Genomic DNA, 21,737 nt, shown 5'->3' with positions numbered 1-21,737 from the left:
AGGCCACCAGCCTGGGCGGCACAACCTGTCCAGGGAGTTGCCGTCCTCGAAGGGCCGGAAGAAGCAGACGCCGAGACAGATCCGTGCCGCACAAGCGAACCGCGAGACGGGCGGGAGCGTCAGCTACCAGCGGCGCAGCAGTCCGAACGAGAGTGGAGCGCCTCACGGCCTCGGCTTGGGCCCGCCCTTGCGGCGCTCCACGCCGCGTTCGCGGAGCTTCTTGCGGATGTAGCCGGCGGTGAAGGTCTCGGGTTTGGCGAGTTGGTCGGCGGTACGGCCGGCGTTGGCGGCGTCCACGTAGGCGGAGAAGAGGTCGTTCAGGCGGGTGTCGGCTTCCTCTTTGGCTTGGAGGTACCTGGTCTCGGCGAGTTCCACTCGGGCGTCGGCTTCCTCAGGCGTCATGCGACACAGAGTACCGGCACGAGGTAGCGTCACTCAATGCCACAACACGCCCGCCACATGTGGAGGCGGACATCGCCATCAAGAAGGTCGCGGTCCACCTCGGGCACGCCACGGACCGGTACACCCATGTCCGGCGCGCGGCCGAGGCGGTGGAACGGGAGAACTTGGTCGAGCATCCTCCGGGGCCGCGTGGACGCAGGTTCGTGGCGGCGTGGTCGCCCTTTGTCGCCGGATGCGATGAGGAGTCTATGCAGGTGGGGGTGGCGCGCCCGGCAGGATTCGAACCCGCGACCGTCGGTTTAGAAGACCGGTCCTGATCCACGCTTCTATACCTCCTCTGACCTGCGTCGGAATCCCGCCGGTGGTGGCCAGTCGCGATGATCATTCCGCGCTCATTCCGTGGCGTCCTGTTGTCGTTCACTCGGAGAGGGCCTTTTCGATGCGTTGGTTGGCGACGTCGCGCTGGCCGTCGATGCACTTGGCGTAGACGCGCAGCAGCACCTCGACGCTGTGTCCGGCGCGCTCGGCGACCTCGGGGGCATGGACGCCGGCGTTGAGCCAGGTCGACACGCTCGCGTGCCGGAGGTCGTACGGCCGTCCTGCCAGCGGGGACTCGACCTGGGCGGGAAGGAGCGCGTACGTGCGCGCTTCCCTCCACACGGTGGCGTACGCCGATCCCGAGAACGTACCGCCACCTCGCGTGTAGAACAGCCGACCGTCGGGGGCCGTGCCGAAGGTCTCGATGTGGGCCCGCAGGATCGCGACCAGCTCGGGCGGGATCGGGACGGGCCGGTCCTCGTCCTCCTCGCGGTGCTTCAGGCCCCGTTCGTCGAAGGTCCGGCGCGAGTCGGTGTACCGCTTGTTGGCTTGGGGTCTGGTCTTGGTGACGGTGACCTGGCCCCAGCCCTCCTCCGGCAGGAGGCAGTCTCGTTCACGCAGGCCCGCCGCCTCTGCTGGACGCAGGGCGGCGAAGTACATGCACGCGAACATCGCGACCAGCTTGGGGCCGCGAGTGCGACCGACGTAGCTCACGGCCGTCAGGAGCTCGCGGGCTTGACGGGGATTGACCACGACTCGTCGATCGACGGCGTTGCTCTGCCTGGTCGGCTTCCACTTGATCCGATCCAGGGGATTGGCCGTCAGCTCACCGAGTTCGACGGCGTATTCGAGAGCGTGGTGGAAGACTGCCCGCTTACGCCGGAAGGTCGACGTCGCGGCCGCCTTTCCGTCGAGAAGGACTGCGAGCGCCTCCACTGCGGCACGAGCGTGGCGCGGCTCTTCCAGGTCTCTCATCGGCAGCGAGGCTTCCTCAAGCCATCGCAGCGCTGCGGCGCCTTCAGGGTCCGGCTCGGCGCAGCGATCCTCTGGGAGGAACACGTGATCGCGGAGCGTCCGGCGCAGGACGTCGACACTGGGACGGCCTCTGCGGTCGGTCACCAGCACGGGTGTGACCGCGGTCAGTGACTCGGTGGTGGCTTGTCGGGACGTGGCAGCCTGATGCGGCCACCTGATACGGACGTAGGCGGTCGCGAACTCCAGCCAAGTGCGCGCGTTCTTGGCCTTGAGCATGGATTCCGGCAGCCCGGTCACCGTGTCGAACCACTCGCCCCGCTTGGCGGCCTGCCGAAGATCGGACAAGTAGTTCTTCGCCAGTTCCGAGCCGCGGATCGTGGTGGACTGCTTCTCGCCACCGACGACCCACCGCACGACGTATGAGGGCAGCTTGCTGGACGCGTTCCGCTTGATCTTCCAGAACTTGACGTCGTAGGACTTCACGCGCCGACCTCGTGGTCGGCGAGCCACGCGTCGAAGACGGACCTGCGGACCCGGTACTCCCCATTGGGGAGCCTGACCATGGGCTTGGGCGTTCGGCCGAGGGCGTGCCAGCGCTGCCACGTGCGGCGGGGAATCGCCAGCTCTTCGAGGATTTCCGGGACGGTGAGCCACCCCGGACCCGTGCGACGTGCCATGGTGGGGGTGCTCCTTTCGGTAGGGGCACGCGGTCCCGGCGCGGATGCTTGGCGGTGTTGGCGCCGGGACCGCCTGTTAGAGGTGGATCTCGATGTAGACGAAGACCTGACGGCTCTGGCCACGCAGCGGCCGGTGGGCCGAGATGTCGATGACGTCGAAGAGCTGCTTGAGGCGTTCGGTGGCCTGGTCGACCTCGTCCGGCAGGCCCATCAGGCGGACCTTCATGGCATGTCTCCGTCCGGGCGGTCTCGCCAGCCGCGAGTGAGGATGTGCCTGGCCTTGGCGCGCCAGGCGGCGTCGAGGTCGATGTTCAGGACGTGGGCGGTGACGTAGGCCGTGATGACGACGTCGGCCAGCTCGTCCTGGACGTCGGTAAAGTCGCCGGTGCGGCGGGCCATGCCGGCCCAGCGGCGGTAGGCGCCGACGAACTCGCCGACCTCCTCGGCGAGCGCGAGGACCTGGCGGTGCCGTTCCTCCTCGACCGGGAAGTGCTTCCGGATGTGCTCGGCGACTACAGCGCCGGGCTCGGTGAGGGTGTGCGGCGTCGTTTCATCGGCGGGCTGAGCGTCAGGGTGGGGCATGAGAGGTGTTCCCTTCTGGTGTCCGGTGCGGTGACGGCGGTCGGTCGTCACGGGCCGGGGCTTGCCGCCTTCGTCCGGTGGGTCGTCGGGGTGGGGCCAGAGCCCGGCCCCGTGGGTGGTGACCCACGGGGTCATGAGGGCGCGGTAGGCGGTGGTGCTCCAGCCTGGGACGGTGCCGATCAGGTCTCTTGCGGCCAGCGCCACCAATTCGCCGCCATCTGCGCAGGTGGCTTGAGAGCGCCACCACTGGACATCGGCGCCGACGGCCACCAGCGCGGCCAAGGCGGCGTCCAGGTAGGCCGTCTTCATCGCGGCGCGGTAGTGGTCGTAGCGGAGGGCCGTCGGATCGTGCGTTGGGGCGGCCTTCATCGCCGCTGCCAGGGTGATGAGCTGCTCCGCTTGCGGGCCCAGGATCTCGGCGACCGGCCGGTGCCCTGTCACCACCCACCCGTCCGCGCAGGAGTACCGTCCTGCGTTCTCGCGCACGGCCGGGGTGCGCGGGGCGACCTGGGCCAGCGTCGCCTTCTGGTCGGCGGTGAGCTGGTCAATGGTGACCCTGATGGGGATCTCGTACACCTGGTCGGTGATCGTGGTGTAGGCGTCACTGATCAGGACCCGGCGTGCGTCGTCGACGGTCACGAGGTTGCGGCTCTCGTCCCCGATCAGGACGTCCCCGAGCTTGGCGGCGCGCGGGGCCAGCATGACGAGCGGGGGAAGATCGCGGTGGCGCAGTTCGCCGGTCGTGGCGTTGATGTGCGGCGTGTGCCCGGCAGCGGGGGCGACGCGGTCGTACGTCTTTGTCGTGCGTGGTGCCAAGTAGGTCATCGGTCGCTGCGTCTTTCGCTGGTGGCGTTGTGGTCAAGTCCGGCGGGGTCCTGCTCGCCGTGACAGCGCCGGTGTCACGGGCGGGGGCTGGGGGAGGGAGTTACAGGTCAGAGGGCGCGTAACACCCGTGACACCGCGCCCGTGACACCTGCGTGACAGGTGGGCGTGACGCCCGCGTGACAAGATCATCCGGGCGGGCGCGGACGCTCCCACGCGCAGCCGTATGTGCGCGAGGGCGCAGGATGGCCGCGCCGCGGACCCGCGTGTGGGCGTTCACGCGGCGCGGCCGAGGCCGGGGTCGTCCAAGGGAGTCAAGTCGGCGATGGTGAACGTGGTGGCTGATCCTGTTTCGTTCTTGGTGAGGACGCCGTCGTCGACCAGCCGCTTGAGGGCCTTGTAGATCCAGGGTCGCTTGCGTCCGGCCTTGGTGCGGATGGTGTGCAGTTCGTCCTCACCGGCGGTGAAGGTCGGTTGCCCGATGGCGTGGCGATGGCGGAGCCAGTCGCAGACCAGGCCGAACGCTTCGTCCGGCGGCATCTGTCGCTGCGGTCGGCCGTCCTCGGAGGTCTGGAAGCGCTCGGCCTCCTCGTCGGTGAGGTGGATCGGGTCCTTGGGCCCGGCGGTCACGCTCGGGTCCGGGTCGTCGGTGCGCAGGTACTCGCTGACCGCGTCGCCTTCGCGGCGGAGCCTCTCGACTACGGCCTGGGCCGCCTGGGCGTCGTCGGCCGGTACCAGTACTCGCCTGCTGTCGTCGGTGCCTTTGCGGGGGCCGATGATGCCCTTGCGCTCCAGGGCTTCCAGGACGCGCAGGCTCTGGACGTGGGACAGACGGAGCTTGCGCTGCAGCATCGCCGCCGAGGCGAACTGTGTGCTAATGACCAGCTCGGCTGCGTCGCCGAGGAGCTCGCCGAAGTCGTCGCGTGCCTCGGTAGGACGGTCGCTCGGTTCGTCGTTGTGGCCGTCGACGGTGGCGGCCTGGCCCTCGTTGTCGTCCTCCCACTGGGCATCAGCCCAACGGCCGGAGGGGGCGGCGGCCGCAGTGGCGGCAGCGGGCATCGGGATTGCCTTGCCGTCTGCCGGGCCGGACGCTGTGGCGCCGGAGGGGGCGGCCAAGCGCTGGGTGAACTCGTCTCCGGGGCGGTCGCTGGCGGGGTAGGCGGCGGCGTGTGCGCGCATCGCGGTGTTGGCGGCGTTGTTGGTCTTGCCCCAGGAGAAGGTGCGCAGTGGCATGGCGTAGTGGGTGGGCCGGATGGACTTGGCGTCCAGGTAGGCCATGCCGGGGTAGAAGTCCTCCCACTCGTGCGGGTGCACTCCGGCCTTGCGCTGACGTGCCGAGACGCCGTACTTGACGTCCTCGGGGTCGGAGAGGCCGAAGCACATCTTGGCCATCTGGGAGCGGATCAGGGTGGGGATCTGGGTGTAGTCGGCGCGCTGCAGGCTCAGGAACAGCGACCCGCCCGCCGAGCGGATCTCCTTGACGATCTCCTCCAGCTTCTCGGCGTCCTCGCCGGACAGCTCGCTGAACAGCTTGGCGACCTCTTCGATGTGCAGATACCAGTAGGTCAACCCGCAACCGGGCTCCCACGCCTGGTAGCCGCGGGCGGCCAGCCACTTGGTCCGCTCGGGGATCTCGGCGTGCATCTTGCGGATCAGGTCGACGGCGCCGGCCTTGGTGGTCTCGAACCGGTGCAGCGCTGGACGGAGCGGCCCCATGGTCTGGTCGTCTTTGGAGACGTCGATGCAGAACACCGCGGCGTCGCGGCGAGTGATGATCTCGGCGACGTAGTTCCACGCCCCACCGATCGACTTGCCGGACCCTGTCCGGCCCATGACCTGCAGGTGGTGGCCGGTGAAGCGGTGCTCGACGTAGTCGCCGTCCTGGTAGACGGCGATCCGCAGCGGTTCGCCCACCGATGCGCCTGGGCGGGACGGCCCGGGCCAGGCGATCGGCTGCTTGATCCGGCGGGGGTCGGAGAAGGTGATGTGCGCCTGGGAGGCGTCGTCCTCGTCTTGGGCGACGATCACGCTGCCGGGCGGCAGCTTCATGCCCGACTCCATGTGGTCGGTGTTCTTGATCGCGTCCTCTGCGGTCTTCTCACCGGCGGGCAGCGCCATCTTGCCCTTGACCTTGTGCTCGGTGACCTCGGTGGTGCGGACCTTGGCGCCCTTGAGCCCGAACGAGGCTTTGGCCTGGTCGAACAGCGTCGCCAGCGGGTCACCGCTGTGCGCGGCGTCCGATGGCGTCTGCCGGATGACGGCGCGGATGTTCCACCCGATGGCCAGCGTGGCACCGCCGAAGGCCAGCAGCATGAGCGTGACCTGCTGGGTGATGCCGGTGATGGTGGCGATGGTGAACCACAGCCCCGCGCCGAAGGTCGTCAGCGTCGAATGGGTGCGGCCCAGCAGGCCGCGCTGGTGGGAGACGGCCCAGGTCAGGCCCGTGAGGGTGACGGTGGACAGGGTTCCGGCCATGGTCGCCCATGTCACCGCCGGCGGTGCGCCCCAGGCGGCGTGCGCGATCGTCGCGGCGATGGTCAGCAGGCCCAGCAGGATCCACGGCGGGACGAGGACGCCCACCTTCGACACCGCTGAGACGGCGATGCGCTCCATGGTCGCGTCCTGCGCGATCTGCAGAGTCGGGGTCTTGCGCGCCATCACAGATCGACCCTTCCGGTGTAGCGGCCGCCGCGTCGGCCGCGCACGTCTGCGGGGCCGACGGCGAGGAACTCCTGGCGGTACTGGACGTGGAACTTCACCGACTCGGCGCTGATGGCCAGCGCCAACTCGCTGGCCTTGCGCAACTTCCCGGCGACCCGAGCGGCCTGCAGCTTGACGTCGAGGCCGAACAGCAGCGGATGTCCCTCCAACTGCTTCATCGCGGCTTCGGCGGCAGCGGCGGCGTTGTCCAGCTCGTAGGCCAGGTCATGGCCGAACCGCTGGGTCGCCCTCGCGTACTCGGCGACATGCTTGCCGACCTTGCCGCGGAACTCGATGTCGCCGATCCGGTCGATCATCTGTTCACCGGTTCCCATGACTGACCTCCTCAGATAGCGGTGTGACAGCCCGGGGAGTCGGCCGGGTGGACGACTCCCCGCGGCGTGTGATCACTCTTCGGCCGCCTCGGCGTCCTTCTCGGCGTCCTCGATGGCCTTCTCGACGTCCTCGCGGTGCGCGGCATCGGAGAATTGGCGGCGGTAGGCGCGGTGGAATTTCTCGCCCTGCTCGGCCAGCCCGGCGGCCAGGTCCTGGGCCCGCTGCAGCCGCTTGGCCACGCGCCGAGCCCGGACGCGTGAGTCCAGCCCGAACAGCAGGAGATGTCCGCGCAGCCCCTCCATCGCCGCCCGCGAGTCGGTCGTGGCGGCTCCCAGCTCGAACTTCCACCGGTTGGCCAGCGACTCCAGTTGCTTGCCGTAGCTCTGGAACGCCTCCCCCAAGCGGCCCTCGAACTCGACGTTCGCCAGTTCGGTGATCTTGCGGTGTGCCATCAGGCGCTCCTTCGGCGGGACGTCCGGTCGTCCCGGACGTCGTCCTCGATGACCTCGGCCTCGACCGCTCCGGCCCGGCCCGCCCGGAACTCATCGCCGAGGACCTGGCCGACCCTGCGCATCCGGGGCGCCAGCGGCCCGGTGCCGACGAACGCGGTGATCAGCGCGTCGAGTGCGGTCGCCAGCAGAACCAGCACCGCCCACGCGCCGCGCAGGAAGGGGCCGAAGCGCTCCCATATCCCCGGCTCGGGCGGTGGCAGGAGCCGGAAATGGGTCGACAGGTCAGCGCGGCCTTCGGTGCCCCGGCCGGGGACGGTGCCGCTCATAGCCGCCCCCGGTCGGTGAAAGGGCGCCGGAAGCGGTGTGCGGCCCATCCCGCCGCCAGGGCTGAGACCAGGCACTTGGCGTCGCCGTACATGCCCGTCCACACCGTCAACGCCGTCCACACGGCCGGGAACACCACCATGAACAGCAGCACAGCCGCGCTGAGTGAGCGTCGCGTCGGGTATTTGGTCCGCGCGCTCACTGGCCCGGCTCCTCGTGGTCGGCGACCGGAGCGCTGTCGCAGCGGCGCCCGGCCGAGGAGCCGTTCGGATTGTCGGTGCGGCGGTCGGCCAGCCACAGCGCGGCATACGCGCCGACCAGGACGGCCACCCCCAGCCCGAGCCGCTCCCCACCGGCCAGCCCAGGGACCCCCACCGTGGCGGCGAGCAGGCAGAACACGGTCAACACCGCCAGCCGCGGCGGCAGGAACCACGGCTCACGCCAGCCGCCGTCCGCGGCCGCCAGGCGCTCTTCGCTGACAGCGAGTCGAGTCAGGGCCTCGGCCGCAGTCGGGTCGATGTGCTCGGCGACCAAGGCGGCCAGGTTCCGCAGGTGGATGGCGCGCTGCGCGGGCTCGGCGGTCGCAGTCAGCAGCGTCCACTCGCGCAACTCCGGCGCCCGGTCGATGGTGGCGTGGTCCCAGCCGATCCACTCCGGGAACGCGCCGATCACCGCGCGTTCGGTCGCGGCGGCCATCCGCAGCAGCGACGCCGCGGTGGACAGGGACACCGCCATCGGGCGGCCGTCGGCGTCCTCCTCGCGGCCCCAGCACTCGGTGTGCAGTCGGCTCAGCTCGCCAGTGGCGTCGGCGGCGAACTCGATCAAGATCGCGCGGCGATCCCGGTCGCTGGTGCGCGAGAGGTCGCCGAGCGTCTCGCTCAGCGCGCCGGACCAGTCAATGTAGCTGCGCCGGGCCGCTCTGCGCGCCAGACGGCTCGTGATGATCGTGGGAAGGAAGAGCATGGGGGTGACCTCCTCAAAGGGAGAGGGAGAAAGATCAAGTCGTGGTGGGGTGGGGGCGCTGAGCAGACCCGGGCCGCGCAGGACGCAGCGGCAGGTGGTTCGGCTCCAGGAGCCCCGCGAGCACGGCGGACGGGTGGCGGCGGCAGCGCGAGCCCGGCGAGTACGGGTGCACCTTTTGCGCGTTCCGGCACGTGCCGGTATCCGCGGGCCAGAGCCCGCACACCGATGCCAGCCGCCGTGCTCGCGGGACGCCATCAGTCCGCGCTCCCATCAGTGATGTGCGCCGACGGGCTCGACACGGCAGCTCCGACCGGGCGGGGAAGATCGACCCAGATGCGGCGGCCGCCGCCGGTGCAGACAAGGCTCAGCGCGCCGAGTTGGGCGCAGATCCACAGCCCTCGCCCGGACTCGCCTCCGCCGAGCCGGACGTCAGGAGCGTGCGCGGCGCCCTGGTCGACCACCTCGACGTGCGCATGGTCGCTGTGCACCTGAAGGACGACCTGGTACGTGCCGCCCTGGTCGCCCGAGCGGGTGTGCCGGGCGGCATTGGTGGCCAGCTCCGACACGCACGTCAGCGCATCGCACACCGTGTCCTCGGCCAGCCCAGAGGCGGTCAGAGTCCGCCGGGCCCAGCGCCGCGCCTCGGCCACCGTCCGCACGTCGTCACCGGCGAACGCGGCCACGAAACGCTCCGGCATCATGACCGGCCCCCGTCCCGATGCAGAGGCGTCACCGACGCCAACCTCGGCGCGGCAGTACCGGGCTCGACACTGCCCGGCGCGGCGGCCTGGCCCTCGTTGCCACTCACCTCGCTCCGCGGCGCGGACAGTCGTATGCGCGGGCGGAACCTGCTGGTCAGCCGCCGCCACCAAGGCCGCCGGACTGCGGTGATGGTGTCGGTCAGCTCGCGCATGTCGTCCGCCATAGCGCTGAGCTGGTCGGCCACCTCCGAACCGGTCTGCGCCAGTTGCGCGCGGACGGCCAGCACGGCGAACCCGATCCCGACCAGCGCATGCTCACCCGGGCTCATCGCCCCGACATCGGAGGCGGCATCGGTCAGCGCACACTCGGCACCGTGCGCGAGCGCGTGCGCCAGGTCGTCCGACAGAGCGGCCTGCCAGTCGAAGAACTCGCTGTCGTGCGTCACAGCGCACCTCCGAACTGCCGGTCGACCTCGGCCGTGCGAGCGAACGCCTCGGCGACCAGCCGCGAGGCCGACACCCCGTCGGGCGGAAGCTGCCCGCGCTCCTCCAGGAACCCGGCCAGGTGCACGAGCGGGTCCAGTTCGCCATCACGGGCGGCGGCCACCGCCGCGCGCACGTGCGCCAGCAGCTCGGCGTACTCGACGTTCACCAGCGCCAATTCCTGCCGAAGCGAGGCCTCCGTCTGAGAGGTGTGCAGGGTCGTCGCCATCACCACTCACCCCCGCCCGCACCGGCCAGCGCCGGTTCCGCCTCCACGCGCTCCGCGCGGCCCGCGCTCTGCGAGGCGGCATCCTCATCCGCAGAATCGGCCTCGGTCCGCCCCGGCCCGTCCATGTGCGCCGAGACGAACCCGTCAGACCGTGCGGGCGCCTCATCACCACCGGAACCCGTGCGGAGCGCGGTGTTGCGGGCCTGCGACACCACGCCCTCACACCACCGGCGCTTGCGACCGGTCCGGGCCATCAGCGCCCGATAGTCCGGAGACCACTTCCCACCGGCCTCGACGGCAGCGAGGATCTCGCTGGTCAGCTCCGCCACGACCGCCTCCCGGTCGACCGGCTCACCGGCGCCCGGCGCGGCCCCGCGCATCCCACGAACCAGACGCGGAACGGACGAACCCGCGTCCGCACCCCGCGCCGTGCGGACCGGTGCGACCGGCCGATGCGGGCCCCGCACGCCACCGTGCGGAACACCGTTCGCGGAACCCTCCACACCATCTCCACCCGTGCGTGCGGACGGGACCGCGGCCAGAGTCCGGGCGGGCGGCTCAGGCGCCATCGCCCGCAACGCGGCCGCGCGCTCGGCGGCCTGGCGGTGCGCGACGGTGACCGCCTCGGTGATCCGCTGCCGGATCGTCACCACGGCCTCGGCCGCGCAGAACACCATCGCCGGCGGTACCGAGTGCAGCAGGATCGCCGCCGGATCCAGCGCGGCCCACGCCGACCAGGTGTTCATCGCATACGTGCAGCCCAACGCGACCCACTTGGTCGTCCGGACCCAACGGCCAGCGTCCAGACCATGCCGGTTGATGAGCTGCTCACCCATCAACACCCCGATCAGGACCAGCGACACCATCGGATCCAGCAGCCACGCCGTGACCCACACCAGCGACCCCAGCGGCGCCCCGTCCGCAGCGAAGCGCGCGACGTTGGCCATGGTGAACAGCAGCCCCAGAACCATCCCGGTCCAGATCAGCCGGTCCACCCAGCCCCGCACCCGCTCCACACGCAGCGCCACCACGTCCGGATCGGTCTGGTAGGCCCGCACCTGCGCAGCCGCGTCCGCAGCGGCCTTGAGCTTGGCGGCCTTGCTCGTCATCGCAGCCGCCCCCCGTCCAGCTCCTCCAGCACCGGCCCGACCAGAGCGTTCAGCTCCGCGACCAGCGCCGAGACCATCGCGCGAGCGGCCCACTCGACGCCATCGCGCGGCCCGCCGGGAACCGCGGGCAGCCGATGCATCGGCACCGGAAAACTCAGCGAGACACTGGCCTGCAGGAACGGCCGCCGAGTCACGTCCTCCTCGGTCGGGTGGACGAACTCATAGCCCTCCCCGCGCAGCTCGGTGGGCCAGTCCCGCCAGGACAGGTCCCCCTGCCACTGGTAGGAGCGCAGGAGCCGCTCCGGCCAGGGAGCGACCAGGCTGACCGAGCCGATCAGCGACCCGTCCCAGGCGCTGCGATGCACCTGGGCATAAAGGACGCGCGTGTGCGAGCGGACGTACCCGGGCGCCATCACCGGCCCCGACGCCGTCCGCCAAGAGGCCGAAGCGAACTCGGCCAGCCGGACACCCGGAGAGTCCCCGAAGTCCTCCCAGCACTCGGCGAACGAGCTGCTCAGCCGGTCACGGACGTACGCCCCGAACCGAGACACACCATCGCTGGCGTACTCACGGTCGTACACGTCATCGACCCAGAACGGCCTAGAAGAGGCGGCCATCAGAGACCACCGCCCGCCGCGGCCGACTCCTCGGCCAGGAGCGCCCGGACCTCCGACTCGCGGAAGCGCCGGTGTCCGCCCAGGGTCTTGAAGGAAGGCAGCTTGCCGGCCTGGGCCCAACGAGTGACCGTCTTCGGGTCGACGCGGAACGCTGCCGCGACCTCGGCGGACGTCAGCAGTCGCTCCGGCTCGAACGGTTTGGCTACGGTTGGCATGGGTCGATCTCCTCTCGCTAGGGGGCTCAGTTCGACCCGATCGGCGGCTCCGGTGTGCCAGCACCGGAGCCGCTCTCATCTGCGGTGATTAGGGTGCGCTGACCGCGTCAGCGAGGCAGTCGGCCTGCTGAGCTGTGCACTCCACCTGGACGTGGAAATCCATGTAGCCGTACTCGACGGCATACGCGTTGTAGCCCTGCGGGCCAGGCCAACGAAGCTCCAGAGCCTTGGTAAGCCGCTCGACCGCTCGACGAGCGGCGTCGCGTGCCTCAGCGTGTGGACGCCAAAGCCCGACGACCCGCGAGAGCGCGCCGTTCCACTCCTCGCTGCCACGTCCCTCGTAGACGAGCGACCCGCCCTCGGCTCGGATAGCCCGCACCGCGCGAAGCGGCTCGTCCGGCCGGTGCCATGGCTTGAGGGCGTACAGCTCGCCAGCCTCGATGTCCTTGCCCTTCACGATGACCTCCAAGGCAGAAACCAGACGAACGCCCCATACGCCCCAAGGTGGAGTAGCCACACCAGAGCGGTACCTCACTAGTGAGGTGGGGAGCATGGCGGCACCGTAACCCGCCCTCGGCATCCGGGTCAACAACCTCGCTAGTGAGGTTGCGTAGGATGGGGAGATGATCGACCCGACGGACCCTCGGTCACCTTCACGGCAGATTGCGGATGACCTGCGCAAAGAGATCCGAGACGGGGTCTTGGCCCCAGGCGCTCGGCTGCCGTCGGAACGCGAGCTCGTCGAGCGTTACGGCACGTCGCCACAGACCGCGCGGCAAGCTGTATCTCACCTAAAAGGCGAGGGCTTGGTCGTTGGTATGCCAGGCCGCGGGGTGTTCGTTCGCGAACGTCCGCCAGTGCTCCGAGTCGGCTCGGATCGCTACGCGCGTTGGCGCCGCGTTCAGGGCAAGGCGCCGCTACAGGCCGAGGTCGAAGAGCTCGGACTCAAGTGGCGTCAAGAGGTCCTGGAGCTCGCCGAAGTCCCCTCGCCAGATTGGGTCGCCAGCTGGTACGAGGTCGAACCTGACACCCCCTTGTTCGTGAGGCGCCGACGGTTCTGGATCGACGGCAACCCGTCACAGCTAGCAGACAGCTACTACCTCTTGGACCTGGTGAAGGGCACGCGCATCACGGAGGAGAACACCGGGCCAGGCGGCGGCTACCGAGTCCTTGAGGAGCTCGGCTACCCGCTGACGCGTGTACGCGAGGAGGTCGCGATCAGGATGCCGACGCCCGACGAAGTTCGCGCGCTTCGGCTTGAGCCTGGGACACCAGTCGCTGAACTGCATAGGGTCTCATTCTCGGGAGACAAGCCGATTGAGGTGCTGCAAGGCATCCTCGCCGGTGATCGATACGTCTTCTGCTATGACATGCCGGTTAACGACTGACGGGGGAGCGCATGGTGCGTCACGCCTGGATGGGCGCTGAGGCGTGATGGTGCCGGTACGCGTTTGCACTGCGCAGCGCCCTGGCGATGACGGCTGCTCGGAGGATCGTGTCTTCGCGCGGTCTAACGCGGTGGTCGTCCTTGACGGCGTCAGCCCCCTACGGCCAGAAGGCCCCCGAGACGGCTGGTACCCGGATGCCCTCGGCCAGCGCATCCTCGACCTCCTGGACAGTGATCCCTCCGCAGACCTGCCCGATGTACTCGCTACGGCTATCGATCACGTCTCAGCAAAGCACTCGCTCGTGCCCGGCGAATCACCAGCCAGCACAGTGGCGATCCTCAGGTGGGATGACCAGCACATCGACGGCCTCGTCCTCGGGGACAGTCCGATCGTCGTCTTCGGCCAAGACGGTGGCGTGGACGTCCTACGCGACGGCCGCCATGAGGCCGTCGTCGCCGAGCTGCGGCGCGCAGCTCGCCAGACCACCGAGGGCTTCGACACGCTCGACGACCTCATCCGAGCGACCCGGCCCGCGAAGCTGGCCCGCATGAACCACGATGGCGGCTACTGGATAGCAGAGGCGATGCCTGAGGCCGGCCATCACGCCATCCTCCGCCGATGGCCGATCAACAGCGTTCACGCCGTGGCAGCCATGACCGACGGCGTCAGCTGTGGTGTGGACGACTACGGCCTTCCTCCGTCGTGGCCAGCCGCCCTCACGCTCGCCCTGAACGACGGATTGCAGGCTCTCCTAGCCGTCATCCACGAGGCCGAGGCGACTGACAAGGACCGCCAACGCTGGCCACGCCCAAAGACACACGATGACAAGGCAGCCGCACTCGTAGTCTTCCCACAAGCAGACATGACCCGGAATGACGAGCAATGACCGCTCTTCCACGGCATTCAGTGGCGGTCGCCGGCGTCGTCATCGACGACCAAGACCGGGCCCTCCTCATCCGACGTCTGGAGAACGGCCGCTGGGAGCCGCCAGGCGGAGTCCTCGAACTCGGAGAGATCTTCGCCGAGGGCGTGCGCCGCGAGGTCAAAGAAGAGACCGGTCTTGACGTGGAACCAGGAGCGCTCACCGGGGTCTATAAAAACATGGCCCATGGCATCGTGACCTTGGCCTTCCGCTGCCACGTACTCGGCGGCACGCTGATGACAAACCCTGAGGCAGACGCGTTCCGTTGGGCTACTGCAGACGAAGTCGCCTACCTGACGAACGAGGTCTTCACCTACCGCATCCTCGACGCATACCGCGACAATCCGCGGCCAGCCCTCCGAGAGCACGACGGTGTCAATCTGGCCAGGTCATAGATCAACGCAAATTCGAGATCACTAATCGAAGGGCCGACCATGGAACTCGTGCACAGCGGCAAGGTCAGAGACGTCTACGCCGACGGCGACGACCTGATTCTAGTGGCGTCGGACCGGGTCAGCGTCTACGACGTCGTGCTCCCCACGAAGATCCCCGACAAGGGGAAGATCCTCACTCAGCTATCACTGTGGTGGTTCGACCAACTCGCGGACGTGGTGCCCAACCACGTCATCTCGGCGACTGACGTTCCGGAAGAATGGGCAGGCCGGGCGGTGCGGTGCCAGCGCCTCGAAATGTTGCCGGTGGAATGGATCGCCCGCGGCTATCTGGCCGGGTTGGGCTTGAAGGAGTACGAGCGGGACGGCGCGGTCTCCGGCATCGAGCTACCGGTCGGGCTCGTCGAGGGCTCCAAGCTGCCCGAGCCCATCTTCACGCCGACCACCAAAGCGACCGAAGGCCATGACGAGTTCATGACCTACGACGACGTGGTGAACGAGATCGGAGCCGATACCGCCGAACGGCTGCGCAAGGTCACCCTGGAGGTCTATCAACGCGGTGCCGACCTGGCGGCCGAGCGCGGCGTCATCATCGCCGACACCAAACTGGAGTTCGGCCGCGCGCCCGACGGCGAGCTGGTCCTGGCGGACGAGATCCTGACGTCAGACTCGTCTCGCTTCTGGCCGGCCGACCAGTGGAAGCCTGGAGGCCCTCAGTACGCGATGGACAAGCAGTTCGTCCGCGACTGGTCGTCCACCATCACCGACTGGGACCGCACCCCGCCCGGCCCGGAGATCCCCCAGGACATCGTCGAGGCCACCCGAGCCCGCTACGTCGAGGTCTACGAGCGCATCACCGGCCAGCGCTGGGAGGGGTGACTATGGAACCCAGGTACGACGTCGACCGCTTCCTACGCGAGGTCAAGGAACTGCTGCGCATCGCAGATGTCGAGACCTCGAAGCCACTAGGGCCCGATCATCCGAACCCACAGGTAGCAGCCGCCCTGCTGCTGCGCTCCCTAGGCATCAGGCCTGTCGCCGACCCGGTGGCAACGCTGCAGCGCACGATGGACGACCCGTGGGTCGATCGCGACGACCGCTCAAGATAACGCAACTCCACCCCACGACGGCCCGGCCACGCGGCCGGGCCGTCGTCGTCGAGACCTAGTCCGGCCACCGCGCGGTTTCTCTCTCCGCGACCGGTACACCTCCCGACGTGGACGCTCCCCGGATAGTCGTCGATCCTGATCTCCCCGAGGATGTGCGCTCCCTGCTTACGGAGTGGGAGAACGGCGAGGGCAAGCCCTACAGCTTGCAATCTCTTCGCCCGCTATCTGAGGGTGAGGACCAGCGCCTTCCGCTCGTCAGCGGGAAGACTATGGCCACCGTGGCCGGCGGAGTGGCACTAGATGCACTCCTGACCGTCGCCATTGGCTGGGAGCCCTCCGGCTTCTTGGTTCTGCTCATCCTTCCAATGCTGGTGGGGGCAGGCATGGTCCTGTGGGGCCTGACGCCGCGGTACTGGCGCGACCAGAACCTGACCCTTCGTCAAGCACACGGGCGATACGTACTGGCCGCGGACCTGGACGAAGAGTCCCGCATGTTGCTGGCCCGCACACACTGGGCGATTACCACAGTGCTCTGCTCCCAGGTGCGCGCCGATGGAACTCTGGACCACATCCGTAACGAGGTCGTGCTTCCGCGCATGGAATGGGAGATCGCCTGGTCACTGCGCGGGATCTCGAAGCTGAGGTGCCGCTACCCCGAGCTCCGCCAGGGCACCGTCGCGGACGCTGGTCGGACTCTCGCAGCGACGATGACTGCTCTCCGCCAAAGGATTGCGGCCTTGGAGAAGTAGGCAGAACAGGCCAAGCGGGCTGACGCTGCGGCTTTGCTTCCAGAGGAGCATGCCGAAGTGGACCTCGAAGCTCTCACGTCCCAGACCCCAGCCGCCACACTGTCCTTCGACACCTGTCGCTTCCCCGAAGTTCAGTGAAAGTGCTCAACTGCTGCCTGCTTGATTGACTCAACCCCTTCGGACGTTTGCAGGCGCGACGGACAGTCCGCGCGAACGAGCCGCCTACTCCTTGCGCGGGTTGGCACAGCCTCCGTGCTTCGTGCTTGCCTGACCTATCTGACGGAGCACCGAGAACACCGACATACCTACACAAAAGTCCGGCGCTATGGCCATCGGTAAGCAAAGGCTCTACACTCTATGAGGAAGTGAGGTAAGTCACACACAAAAGGCGCGATCGCTCGCTAGTCTCATGGACAAGTTCTTTTGGCGCGCTGGCTGTTGACGATTTGACGCAACGAGCCTTGAGCGAGGGATATTAGTTATGACAGTCGAGTTGATACTTGAAACCAGCCGCCCGCGAGCTGGAAGGCGCTTTGAACCAACCCATGAACTTGCACTCTTCGAACCAGCGCTCGCGGCTTGTCGCAAGCTTCCTAACGCTAGAAGTGGCTTGCTGATAATGCGGGAAATGACTGGCCCCATCGGGATCCCGGATATGACAGTGTTGGTCGGTTCGTCTAGCTGTCTCACTGATCGGTTGGCGCTAAAGGTCCCACCGTTGCTTAATGAGGTCGATGCTGCCGTGGCAGCGGTGTGCCACCCGTGCAGGCCACTATCCGTGTCTGGCATCGCGCAGGTGCTTGGGTGGCCGACCGGAACGATTTCCAGGCGCCTTCCTTATCTCGTTAGGAAGGGAGCTCTTAAGGAAGTTAAAGAAGGAAAATTCGTAAAGCCGCGAGGGCTTGCACCTGTCGGGCGCTTGTATGCGGTAGAGACAAAGGTTCGTGACTGGGTTGGTGCCCTTTATCAAGCACGTTCATACAGTGTTTGGGCAGACGCCTACATGCTTGTCATGGGGCGGTTGACTCCACGAGTGATGGAACAGTTGGTTGCCGAAGTCGAAAAAGATAGGGGTGGATTGGTAGTCGACGGCAAGTGGGTGAAGCGGCCAAGAATTCATCCGCTAAGCGAGGCTCAGCGGCTATGGGCCTCAGAGCATCTAATCGAAGCTCTTCAGTCGCCAGTTGGTGACCATCCCTCCGTTTCTCCGTAGAAAATCAGTCCTTTCTGAAGGTTGTGAATCCACTCGGCTGCGCCTTGGGGTGAATTGGTCAGCCGCTGCACGGCTGGCCATTCCCTGCTCGCGATTGAGTATCGTTCTACCAAGCGTCGATAGCGTTGCTCATTGTCGGCGCCTACCGTGATCTCGCTAATCACAGTGTTAAGCACCTGTAGGTGGTGGAAAAATGATTCCTTCGCTCCGGGGGCAGGGATGCCACCTAGCTTTGTCGCCCGTTCTGCATCGAGGCGCCTCAGGAGAGCAGCTTCATTTTGGCTAAGTGACCCGAGTAGCATCGTCAGCGTGGGACGCATATACCAGGTTCCGCCACTTCCTCCCTCAGTGTGATCGGGGCGAGCGGCATAGTCGGCAAAAGAGCAGACGCGCTGACGTTTATCCCAGCCGGTGCCGATTGTAGAAGCTCCCGCAGCGACTGCAGGTAGTGCAGCGATGTCACCATGCGATACGTGCACGGGGGCATACTCGGAAAGCGCGCGAACTGTGCGGCAAAGTCCGTGTGTCTCTTCCGGTATCGCCTCTACGGGCAGCGAATTCACCGGTCGCACTACGGTGACGAACCAGCCTTTAGGGTTTAGTTGTGCGAGGGCCCCAACGTGAGCGTCAAGAGCAGATTCGCTGGCCCAGAACGGCGATGTACCCGCAATGGAGAGCCAGCAACCGGGGTCGCGTTCCACGGCCTCCCGGGATAGGTTGAGTGCCTGAAGGCTGGTGTCGCTTAATCCATGATGTAGAAGTACGGTAGGTGCAAGGTGGGGTGCGCCGATTCGGTCCTGTATGCCAAAAACCTTGTCGATGTGAGTACGCCGCGTTGCGGAGGTTGTCAAATCACCTCGATCGGCGTCCCAAAGGTCGTACTCGTCGTAGAACCTAAAGTCACCCACTCCTCCCATTTGCAGTGCATGGGTCATCGGATCAAACCAAAGGTCCACGCCCCCTTCTCGTAGGCCGTCACTCTTCTCCCGTAGCCCCTTCGGTTGCCCGCGACCAACTCTGTTGATCCATGGGGTCGCCCACGGAGTAAGCACAGCGCCGACGCTTAAATCTCCTTCGACTGCCTCGATTACCCGGCCGTTAAGGTTTAGGCGAGGACTGTCTTCGATGAGAGTACTCATGAAACCTCCTCTAGGGCTGCCGCCAGACGGACGCCGTTGAGATAGCGCCGTGCGGGCTGGTGATGGAGACAGCGCTTTATCAAGGCTTGATGCTGGGGCTTCAAGTCGGGCCTTAGTTTTCCGATGTCGATGATATCGATAGCTGAAAGCCTATGAAGGTAATCGGTATCGTCGCCACTGTAGGGTATAGGGAGTCGTTTCGTTAGTGCTGCATACATCAGTATGCCTACGCAAAATACATCGGATGCTGCCGTAGGAGAACCCGAGTAACTCTGAAGATGCTCTGGGCTCAAGAAGCCGGCTGTCCCTGGCTGGCCGGCGACAGTGAGACCTGAACGAAGGGTGTGCCTTGCAAATCCGAAGTCCATCACCTTGTAAGTGCCGTCACTTACTCGGCGTATGTTATTCGAACTTAGATCGCGATGCACGACACCCTTGGCGTGGCCGACTCCCAGTCCTTTAGCTATTTCTAGGCCGAGTCGCGCAGTTTCTTCCCAAGTCCATTGTCTGCGGTATAGGAGGCCAGTCAGGTCCTCGCCGTCTAGAAACTCTTCTAGCCAGGCTGCGCCTGAGATAGGGTCACCAAGTTCAACAAGACCAGAGGCGACCCGTACGACATGCGGGCTATCAAGCGATGCAAGAAGTTCCACTTCTCTTTCGGCACGTCGTAGTTCCGCTGCGCCGGTTGAGGTGACCATGATGACCTTGAGTACCAACGGTAGATGGTTCGTTCGCACACGGTGGACGACCTTCTGTCCACCACGGGCGATCTCTCCTTCGTCCTCCACGCCCAGCGCCGAGAGCGCCGACTTGATCAATTCTTTGCTTACGCCAGTCATCTGCTGCAGAGTACCTGACCTCTTGAGGCACACGCGACCCTTCGGGCAAGTCGATCTTGAGGCGTGCTTGCGGCACTCTAGACCGCTCGAACCAGACTTGATGTAGGTGGGGGCATTGCTCCACGTATGTGCCTTATTGTCGTGTCAGGGATCGGGGCAGGAAGCTATTTGATCAAGTGTGCAGACGGAGGCTATGAGTAATAGGACGCATAGCGATGCGAGGCAGGCGGCTGACCGGCGCCTGAGCGCTGCGATTGGTGAGTGTCAGTTGAGAGAGGGGTACCGCACCTGAGTGGAGGGGGGTGGTCACATGGCGCGGGTCTGTGGCATTTGGGAGAAGATTGCATCGCGTTCTGCGGTGGTTGTGGCTCTGAGTAGTCGGCGCGCGAGCGCTGCGTAGAATCGTCCGTCGACACGTTCTGACATTCCAGCGCGAGCAACCGCGCTGACGGATTTCACTTTTCCAGTGCCAGATTCGACTTCTGGTCTCCCTGAGACTCCTGCGGTCCGGAGAATTCGCCCGGCGCTAACCTCCATGTCCTCGGTGGACTGAATCGTTCGGTGGGGAGCCGTGGGCTCGCTTTCGCGAGGTGTGGGGCGGCCAACGGTCTTCCAACAGGCCTTGCAGGGCGCGTTGAGGTCGAGTTGGTGGCCGTCTTCGCAGCGGACGTCGGGGCAGTGGCGGCCCCGGCGGATGAGGCGGGTTGCTACTGCTACGGCGTCGCGGAGGGGGTCGGTGTCGGTGATGCGGTAGCGCCACTGATCCCAGTTGCGGGCGATGCGGTCGGTCAGTTCGGCTGGAGTGCGGTGCTGCAGCTCGGCGGCGATGGCCTTCAGGACGCGTTGGGAGCCGTGCTCGGGGATCTGATGGGTTAGGTCGGGCGGCAGGGCCCGGTAGAGGTCGGTGGCAGCTCTGGGGATGCGCGTCGGTGGTCGGCGGCTTGGGCGGTTTTGACGGTGGTGTGTGGGCTTCCCGGCTTTGCCGGCTGGTTGCGTTCGCGGGCTCTGGTTGCTGTAGGCGCCTGCGGCGGGAAGTGGCGGTGGCTCCTCAGGGGGTGAATAGGTGGGGGGTGTCTCCTGTGGAGTGCCGGTTGTTGCGAGGGGTGTGTGCCGGTTCTTGCATGGGGTGAGTGCCGCTATATGGGAGGGGTTTCGGTGCGGGTTGGTGTGGCGTCGGCCGTGGTTCGCGTGGTGTTCGGCGGTTTGGGTGGCGTCGTCTTCGTCTAGGACGACGCGGAGGGAGAGCCAGCCGCCTGGGCGTGCGGTTGCTTCGATGAGGCCGGTCGTTTCCAGCTCGGCTAGGCGGCGTCTGGCGGTGGGTTGGGAGGTGTTCAGGGCGGCTGCTAGGCGGGCTGTGGTGGTGTCGAAGGGGGTTGGTTTGCCGTTGCGGTGGGCTCGGTCGACGGCGGCTGTGTAGAGGCGCCAGGCATCGGTGGAGATGGTGCCGGTGGGGCGGTGGCGTCCGGCCCAGACCAGGTCGAGGGTCCAGGCGGGGACGGGGGCGTAGCGTTCGCCGGTTTCGCGGGGGCGGCGCAGGGCGGTGTGCAGGACGCTGCGTTTGGCGCCCCGGGGGGTGGAGCGGGAGAGGTAGGGGCCGTGCTCGGTGTGGGCTAGGAGTTGGCGGCGGGCGTCGTCCAGGGCTGTGGTGGAGGTGTTCGCGCGGTCGGCTAGGAAGCTGCGGCGGGCCATTGCGGGGGCGCGGGTGCCGTTTAGGGCGTGGGGCATGAGGGTCTCGTACATCGCCCACGTCCACACGGCCAGGGCGCTGTGGGTGGGGGAGTAGATCAGGGAGCGCGGGATCTGGACGTGGCCGCGGGGTGCTGCGGTCATCGTTCGCCTGTGGTGGGGGTGCCCTTGATCATTCCGCGGATATTCCGTGGGCGGTGGCGTTCGGTGGCGGGTGCTGGCCTGCCGTGGCACACGGTGATGGGCGGCTTGCGGGGTGTTTGGGCAGGTGGGGGTGGTGATCGGGGTGGTGGGGGTGGCGCGCCCGGCAGGATTCGAACCCGCGACCGTCGGTTTAGAAGACCGATGCTCTATCCAGCTGAGCTACGGGCGCTCGGCGGCCCGGGAGGGCGCCG

The 21,737-nt window shown here is 67.0% G+C and carries 27 protein-coding genes and 1 tRNA gene; 7 read left to right on the top strand and 21 right to left on the bottom strand.

Translation table 11 applies throughout. The features are described from left to right. Window positions 1–162: 162 nt before the first annotated feature. The 18 genes from KLI87_RS11425 to KLI87_RS11340 form a co-directional block, all read right to left on the bottom strand. Entirely contained in the window at window positions 163–402 is a 240-nt protein-coding gene (locus KLI87_RS11425) for a hypothetical protein (RefSeq protein ID WP_156217866.1), read from the bottom strand. A gap of 417 nt (window positions 403–819) precedes the next feature. Then, complete coding sequence (locus tag KLI87_RS11420; protein WP_214616923.1) at window positions 820–2,178, bottom strand: site-specific integrase; 1,359 nt, start codon at window positions 2,176–2,178, stop codon at window positions 820–822. Beyond that, window positions 2,175–2,372, bottom strand: a complete 198-nt coding sequence (locus tag KLI87_RS11415; RefSeq protein WP_214616922.1) for an AlpA family transcriptional regulator — start codon at window positions 2,370–2,372, stop codon at window positions 2,175–2,177. Before KLI87_RS11415 ends, KLI87_RS11420 begins: the two co-directional genes overlap by 4 nt. A 76-nt stretch (window positions 2,373–2,448) precedes the next feature. Further along, window positions 2,449–2,598, bottom strand: a complete 150-nt coding sequence (locus KLI87_RS11410) for a DUF3970 family protein (RefSeq protein ID WP_214616921.1) — start codon at window positions 2,596–2,598, stop codon at window positions 2,449–2,451. After that, complete coding sequence (locus tag KLI87_RS11405) at window positions 2,595–3,779, bottom strand: hypothetical protein (RefSeq protein ID WP_214616920.1); 1,185 nt, start codon at window positions 3,777–3,779, stop codon at window positions 2,595–2,597. Before KLI87_RS11405 ends, KLI87_RS11410 begins: the two co-directional genes overlap by 4 nt. A gap of 273 nt (window positions 3,780–4,052) precedes the next feature. Further along, complete coding sequence (locus KLI87_RS11400) at window positions 4,053–6,434, bottom strand: DNA translocase FtsK (RefSeq protein ID WP_214616919.1); 2,382 nt, start codon at window positions 6,432–6,434, stop codon at window positions 4,053–4,055. Continuing rightward, window positions 6,434–6,811, bottom strand: a complete 378-nt coding sequence (locus KLI87_RS11395) for a hypothetical protein (RefSeq protein WP_214616918.1) — start codon at window positions 6,809–6,811, stop codon at window positions 6,434–6,436. Before KLI87_RS11395 ends, KLI87_RS11400 begins: the two co-directional genes overlap by 1 nt. A 72-nt stretch (window positions 6,812–6,883) precedes the next feature. Next, window positions 6,884–7,264: a hypothetical protein gene (locus tag KLI87_RS11390; protein WP_214616917.1), complete on the bottom strand. Its 381-nt coding sequence runs from the start codon at window positions 7,262–7,264 to the stop codon at window positions 6,884–6,886. Continuing rightward, window positions 7,264–7,590, bottom strand: a complete 327-nt coding sequence (locus KLI87_RS11385; RefSeq protein WP_156217872.1) for a hypothetical protein — start codon at window positions 7,588–7,590, stop codon at window positions 7,264–7,266. The genes KLI87_RS11390 and KLI87_RS11385 overlap by 1 nt, the downstream gene beginning before the upstream one ends. Beyond that, window positions 7,587–7,790, bottom strand: a complete 204-nt coding sequence (locus KLI87_RS11380) for a hypothetical protein (RefSeq protein WP_214616916.1) — start codon at window positions 7,788–7,790, stop codon at window positions 7,587–7,589. Before KLI87_RS11380 ends, KLI87_RS11385 begins: the two co-directional genes overlap by 4 nt. Beyond that, the gene (locus KLI87_RS11375; RefSeq protein WP_214616915.1) at window positions 7,787–8,551 is read right to left on the bottom strand and encodes a hypothetical protein; all 765 of its coding nucleotides are present in this window, start codon (window positions 8,549–8,551) and stop codon (window positions 7,787–7,789) included. Before KLI87_RS11375 ends, KLI87_RS11380 begins: the two co-directional genes overlap by 4 nt. 254 nt (window positions 8,552–8,805) lie before the next feature. Further along, complete coding sequence (locus KLI87_RS11370; RefSeq protein WP_214616914.1) at window positions 8,806–9,252, bottom strand: ATP-binding protein; 447 nt, start codon at window positions 9,250–9,252, stop codon at window positions 8,806–8,808. Next, window positions 9,249–9,698, bottom strand: coding sequence for a hypothetical protein (locus KLI87_RS11365; RefSeq protein WP_214616913.1), 450 nt, complete (start codon window positions 9,696–9,698; stop codon window positions 9,249–9,251). The genes KLI87_RS11370 and KLI87_RS11365 overlap by 4 nt, the downstream gene beginning before the upstream one ends. Then, complete coding sequence (locus KLI87_RS11360) at window positions 9,695–9,964, bottom strand: hypothetical protein (RefSeq protein WP_156217877.1); 270 nt, start codon at window positions 9,962–9,964, stop codon at window positions 9,695–9,697. The genes KLI87_RS11365 and KLI87_RS11360 overlap by 4 nt, the downstream gene beginning before the upstream one ends. Continuing rightward, window positions 9,964–11,073, bottom strand: coding sequence for a hypothetical protein (locus KLI87_RS11355; RefSeq protein ID WP_214616912.1), 1,110 nt, complete (start codon window positions 11,071–11,073; stop codon window positions 9,964–9,966). Before KLI87_RS11355 ends, KLI87_RS11360 begins: the two co-directional genes overlap by 1 nt. Beyond that, entirely contained in the window at window positions 11,070–11,690 is a 621-nt protein-coding gene (locus tag KLI87_RS11350; protein WP_214616911.1) for a hypothetical protein, read from the bottom strand. The genes KLI87_RS11355 and KLI87_RS11350 overlap by 4 nt, the downstream gene beginning before the upstream one ends. Then, complete coding sequence (locus KLI87_RS11345) at window positions 11,690–11,905, bottom strand: BldC family transcriptional regulator (protein ID WP_156217880.1); 216 nt, start codon at window positions 11,903–11,905, stop codon at window positions 11,690–11,692. Before KLI87_RS11345 ends, KLI87_RS11350 begins: the two co-directional genes overlap by 1 nt. 88 nt (window positions 11,906–11,993) lie before the next feature. Next, complete coding sequence (locus tag KLI87_RS11340) at window positions 11,994–12,374, bottom strand: hypothetical protein (protein ID WP_214616910.1); 381 nt, start codon at window positions 12,372–12,374, stop codon at window positions 11,994–11,996. Between the two features lie 154 nt (window positions 12,375–12,528). On the opposite strand from KLI87_RS11340, the gene KLI87_RS11335 reads away from it, so the two are divergent. The 6 genes from KLI87_RS11335 to KLI87_RS11310 all read left to right on the top strand — a co-directional run bounded on the left by KLI87_RS11335 (window position 12,529) and on the right by KLI87_RS11310 (window position 16,465). After that, window positions 12,529–13,293: a GntR family transcriptional regulator gene (locus KLI87_RS11335; protein ID WP_156217882.1), complete on the top strand. Its 765-nt coding sequence runs from the start codon at window positions 12,529–12,531 to the stop codon at window positions 13,291–13,293. A 130-nt stretch (window positions 13,294–13,423) separates the two neighbouring features. Continuing rightward, window positions 13,424–14,179 carry a protein phosphatase 2C domain-containing protein gene (locus KLI87_RS11330; RefSeq protein WP_214616909.1) on the top strand — a complete coding sequence of 252 codons (756 nt, stop codon included), beginning with the start codon at window positions 13,424–13,426 and terminating at the stop codon, window positions 14,177–14,179. After that, entirely contained in the window at window positions 14,176–14,610 is a 435-nt protein-coding gene (locus tag KLI87_RS11325) for an NUDIX hydrolase (RefSeq protein WP_214616908.1), read from the top strand. Before KLI87_RS11330 ends, KLI87_RS11325 begins: the two co-directional genes overlap by 4 nt. Window positions 14,611–14,649: 39 nt before the next feature. Then, on the top strand, window positions 14,650–15,486 hold the full coding sequence (locus KLI87_RS11320) for a phosphoribosylaminoimidazolesuccinocarboxamide synthase (RefSeq protein ID WP_214616907.1): 837 nt from the start codon (window positions 14,650–14,652) through the stop codon (window positions 15,484–15,486). Between the two features lie 2 nt (window positions 15,487–15,488). Continuing rightward, window positions 15,489–15,716, top strand: coding sequence for a hypothetical protein (locus tag KLI87_RS11315; RefSeq protein WP_214616906.1), 228 nt, complete (start codon window positions 15,489–15,491; stop codon window positions 15,714–15,716). A 107-nt stretch (window positions 15,717–15,823) separates the two neighbouring features. After that, window positions 15,824–16,465, top strand: coding sequence for a hypothetical protein (locus KLI87_RS11310; RefSeq protein ID WP_214616905.1), 642 nt, complete (start codon window positions 15,824–15,826; stop codon window positions 16,463–16,465). Between the two features lie 1,173 nt (window positions 16,466–17,638). On the opposite strand, the gene KLI87_RS11305 is transcribed toward KLI87_RS11310, so the two are convergent. Further along, window positions 17,639–18,634, bottom strand: coding sequence for a hypothetical protein (locus tag KLI87_RS11305; RefSeq protein ID WP_214616904.1), 996 nt, complete (start codon window positions 18,632–18,634; stop codon window positions 17,639–17,641). A gap of 179 nt (window positions 18,635–18,813) precedes the next feature. Then, window positions 18,814–19,656 carry a serine/threonine-protein kinase gene (locus tag KLI87_RS11300; RefSeq protein ID WP_214616903.1) on the bottom strand — a complete coding sequence of 281 codons (843 nt, stop codon included), beginning with the start codon at window positions 19,654–19,656 and terminating at the stop codon, window positions 18,814–18,816. A gap of 648 nt (window positions 19,657–20,304) precedes the next feature. Between KLI87_RS11300 and KLI87_RS11295 the strand changes: the two genes are divergently transcribed. Beyond that, window positions 20,305–20,532: a hypothetical protein gene (locus tag KLI87_RS11295; protein ID WP_214616902.1), complete on the top strand. Its 228-nt coding sequence runs from the start codon at window positions 20,305–20,307 to the stop codon at window positions 20,530–20,532. A gap of 1,106 nt (window positions 20,533–21,638) precedes the next feature. On the opposite strand, the gene KLI87_RS11290 is transcribed toward KLI87_RS11295, so the two are convergent. Next, window positions 21,639–21,715 (bottom strand) — tRNA-Arg (locus KLI87_RS11290). Window positions 21,716–21,737: the final 22 nt, after the last annotated feature.

Origin of the sequence: Actinomadura sp. NEAU-AAG7, from assembly GCF_018603865.1 — a bacterium.
Classification (GTDB): Bacteria; Actinomycetota; Actinomycetes; order Streptosporangiales; family Streptosporangiaceae; genus Spirillospora; species Spirillospora litoris.
This window is presented reverse-complemented; position numbering and strand designations above follow the sequence as displayed.

Bases quoted from the DNA above. Each gene is read 5' to 3' on its own strand.
- KLI87_RS11425 (WP_156217866.1), bottom strand. From the start codon at position 402: ATGACGCCTGAGGAAGCCGACGCCCGAGTGGAACTCGCCGAGACCAGG.
- KLI87_RS11415 (WP_214616922.1), bottom strand. From the start codon at position 2,372: ATGGCACGTCGCACGGGTCCGGGGTGGCTCACCGTCCCGGAAATCCTC.
- KLI87_RS11410 (WP_214616921.1), bottom strand. From the start codon at position 2,598: ATGAAGGTCCGCCTGATGGGCCTGCCGGACGAGGTCGACCAGGCCACC.
- KLI87_RS11405 (WP_214616920.1), bottom strand. From the start codon at position 3,779: ATGACCTACTTGGCACCACGCACGACAAAGACGTACGACCGCGTCGCC.
- KLI87_RS11400 (WP_214616919.1), bottom strand. From the start codon at position 6,434: ATGGCGCGCAAGACCCCGACTCTGCAGATCGCGCAGGACGCGACCATG.
- KLI87_RS11395 (WP_214616918.1), bottom strand. From the start codon at position 6,811: ATGGGAACCGGTGAACAGATGATCGACCGGATCGGCGACATCGAGTTC.
- KLI87_RS11390 (WP_214616917.1), bottom strand. From the start codon at position 7,264: ATGGCACACCGCAAGATCACCGAACTGGCGAACGTCGAGTTCGAGGGC.
- KLI87_RS11385 (WP_156217872.1), bottom strand. From the start codon at position 7,590: ATGAGCGGCACCGTCCCCGGCCGGGGCACCGAAGGCCGCGCTGACCTG.
- KLI87_RS11375 (WP_214616915.1), bottom strand. From the start codon at position 8,551: ATGCTCTTCCTTCCCACGATCATCACGAGCCGTCTGGCGCGCAGAGCG.
- KLI87_RS11370 (WP_214616914.1), bottom strand. From the start codon at position 9,252: ATGATGCCGGAGCGTTTCGTGGCCGCGTTCGCCGGTGACGACGTGCGG.
- KLI87_RS11360 (WP_156217877.1), bottom strand. From the start codon at position 9,964: ATGGCGACGACCCTGCACACCTCTCAGACGGAGGCCTCGCTTCGGCAG.
- KLI87_RS11355 (WP_214616912.1), bottom strand. From the start codon at position 11,073: ATGACGAGCAAGGCCGCCAAGCTCAAGGCCGCTGCGGACGCGGCTGCG.
- KLI87_RS11350 (WP_214616911.1), bottom strand. From the start codon at position 11,690: ATGGCCGCCTCTTCTAGGCCGTTCTGGGTCGATGACGTGTACGACCGT.
- KLI87_RS11345 (WP_156217880.1), bottom strand. From the start codon at position 11,905: ATGCCAACCGTAGCCAAACCGTTCGAGCCGGAGCGACTGCTGACGTCC.
- KLI87_RS11335 (WP_156217882.1), top strand. From the start codon at position 12,529: ATGATCGACCCGACGGACCCTCGGTCACCTTCACGGCAGATTGCGGAT.
- KLI87_RS11325 (WP_214616908.1), top strand. From the start codon at position 14,176: ATGACCGCTCTTCCACGGCATTCAGTGGCGGTCGCCGGCGTCGTCATC.
- KLI87_RS11320 (WP_214616907.1), top strand. From the start codon at position 14,650: ATGGAACTCGTGCACAGCGGCAAGGTCAGAGACGTCTACGCCGACGGC.
- KLI87_RS11315 (WP_214616906.1), top strand. From the start codon at position 15,489: ATGGAACCCAGGTACGACGTCGACCGCTTCCTACGCGAGGTCAAGGAA.
- KLI87_RS11300 (WP_214616903.1), bottom strand. From the start codon at position 19,656: ATGACTGGCGTAAGCAAAGAATTGATCAAGTCGGCGCTCTCGGCGCTG.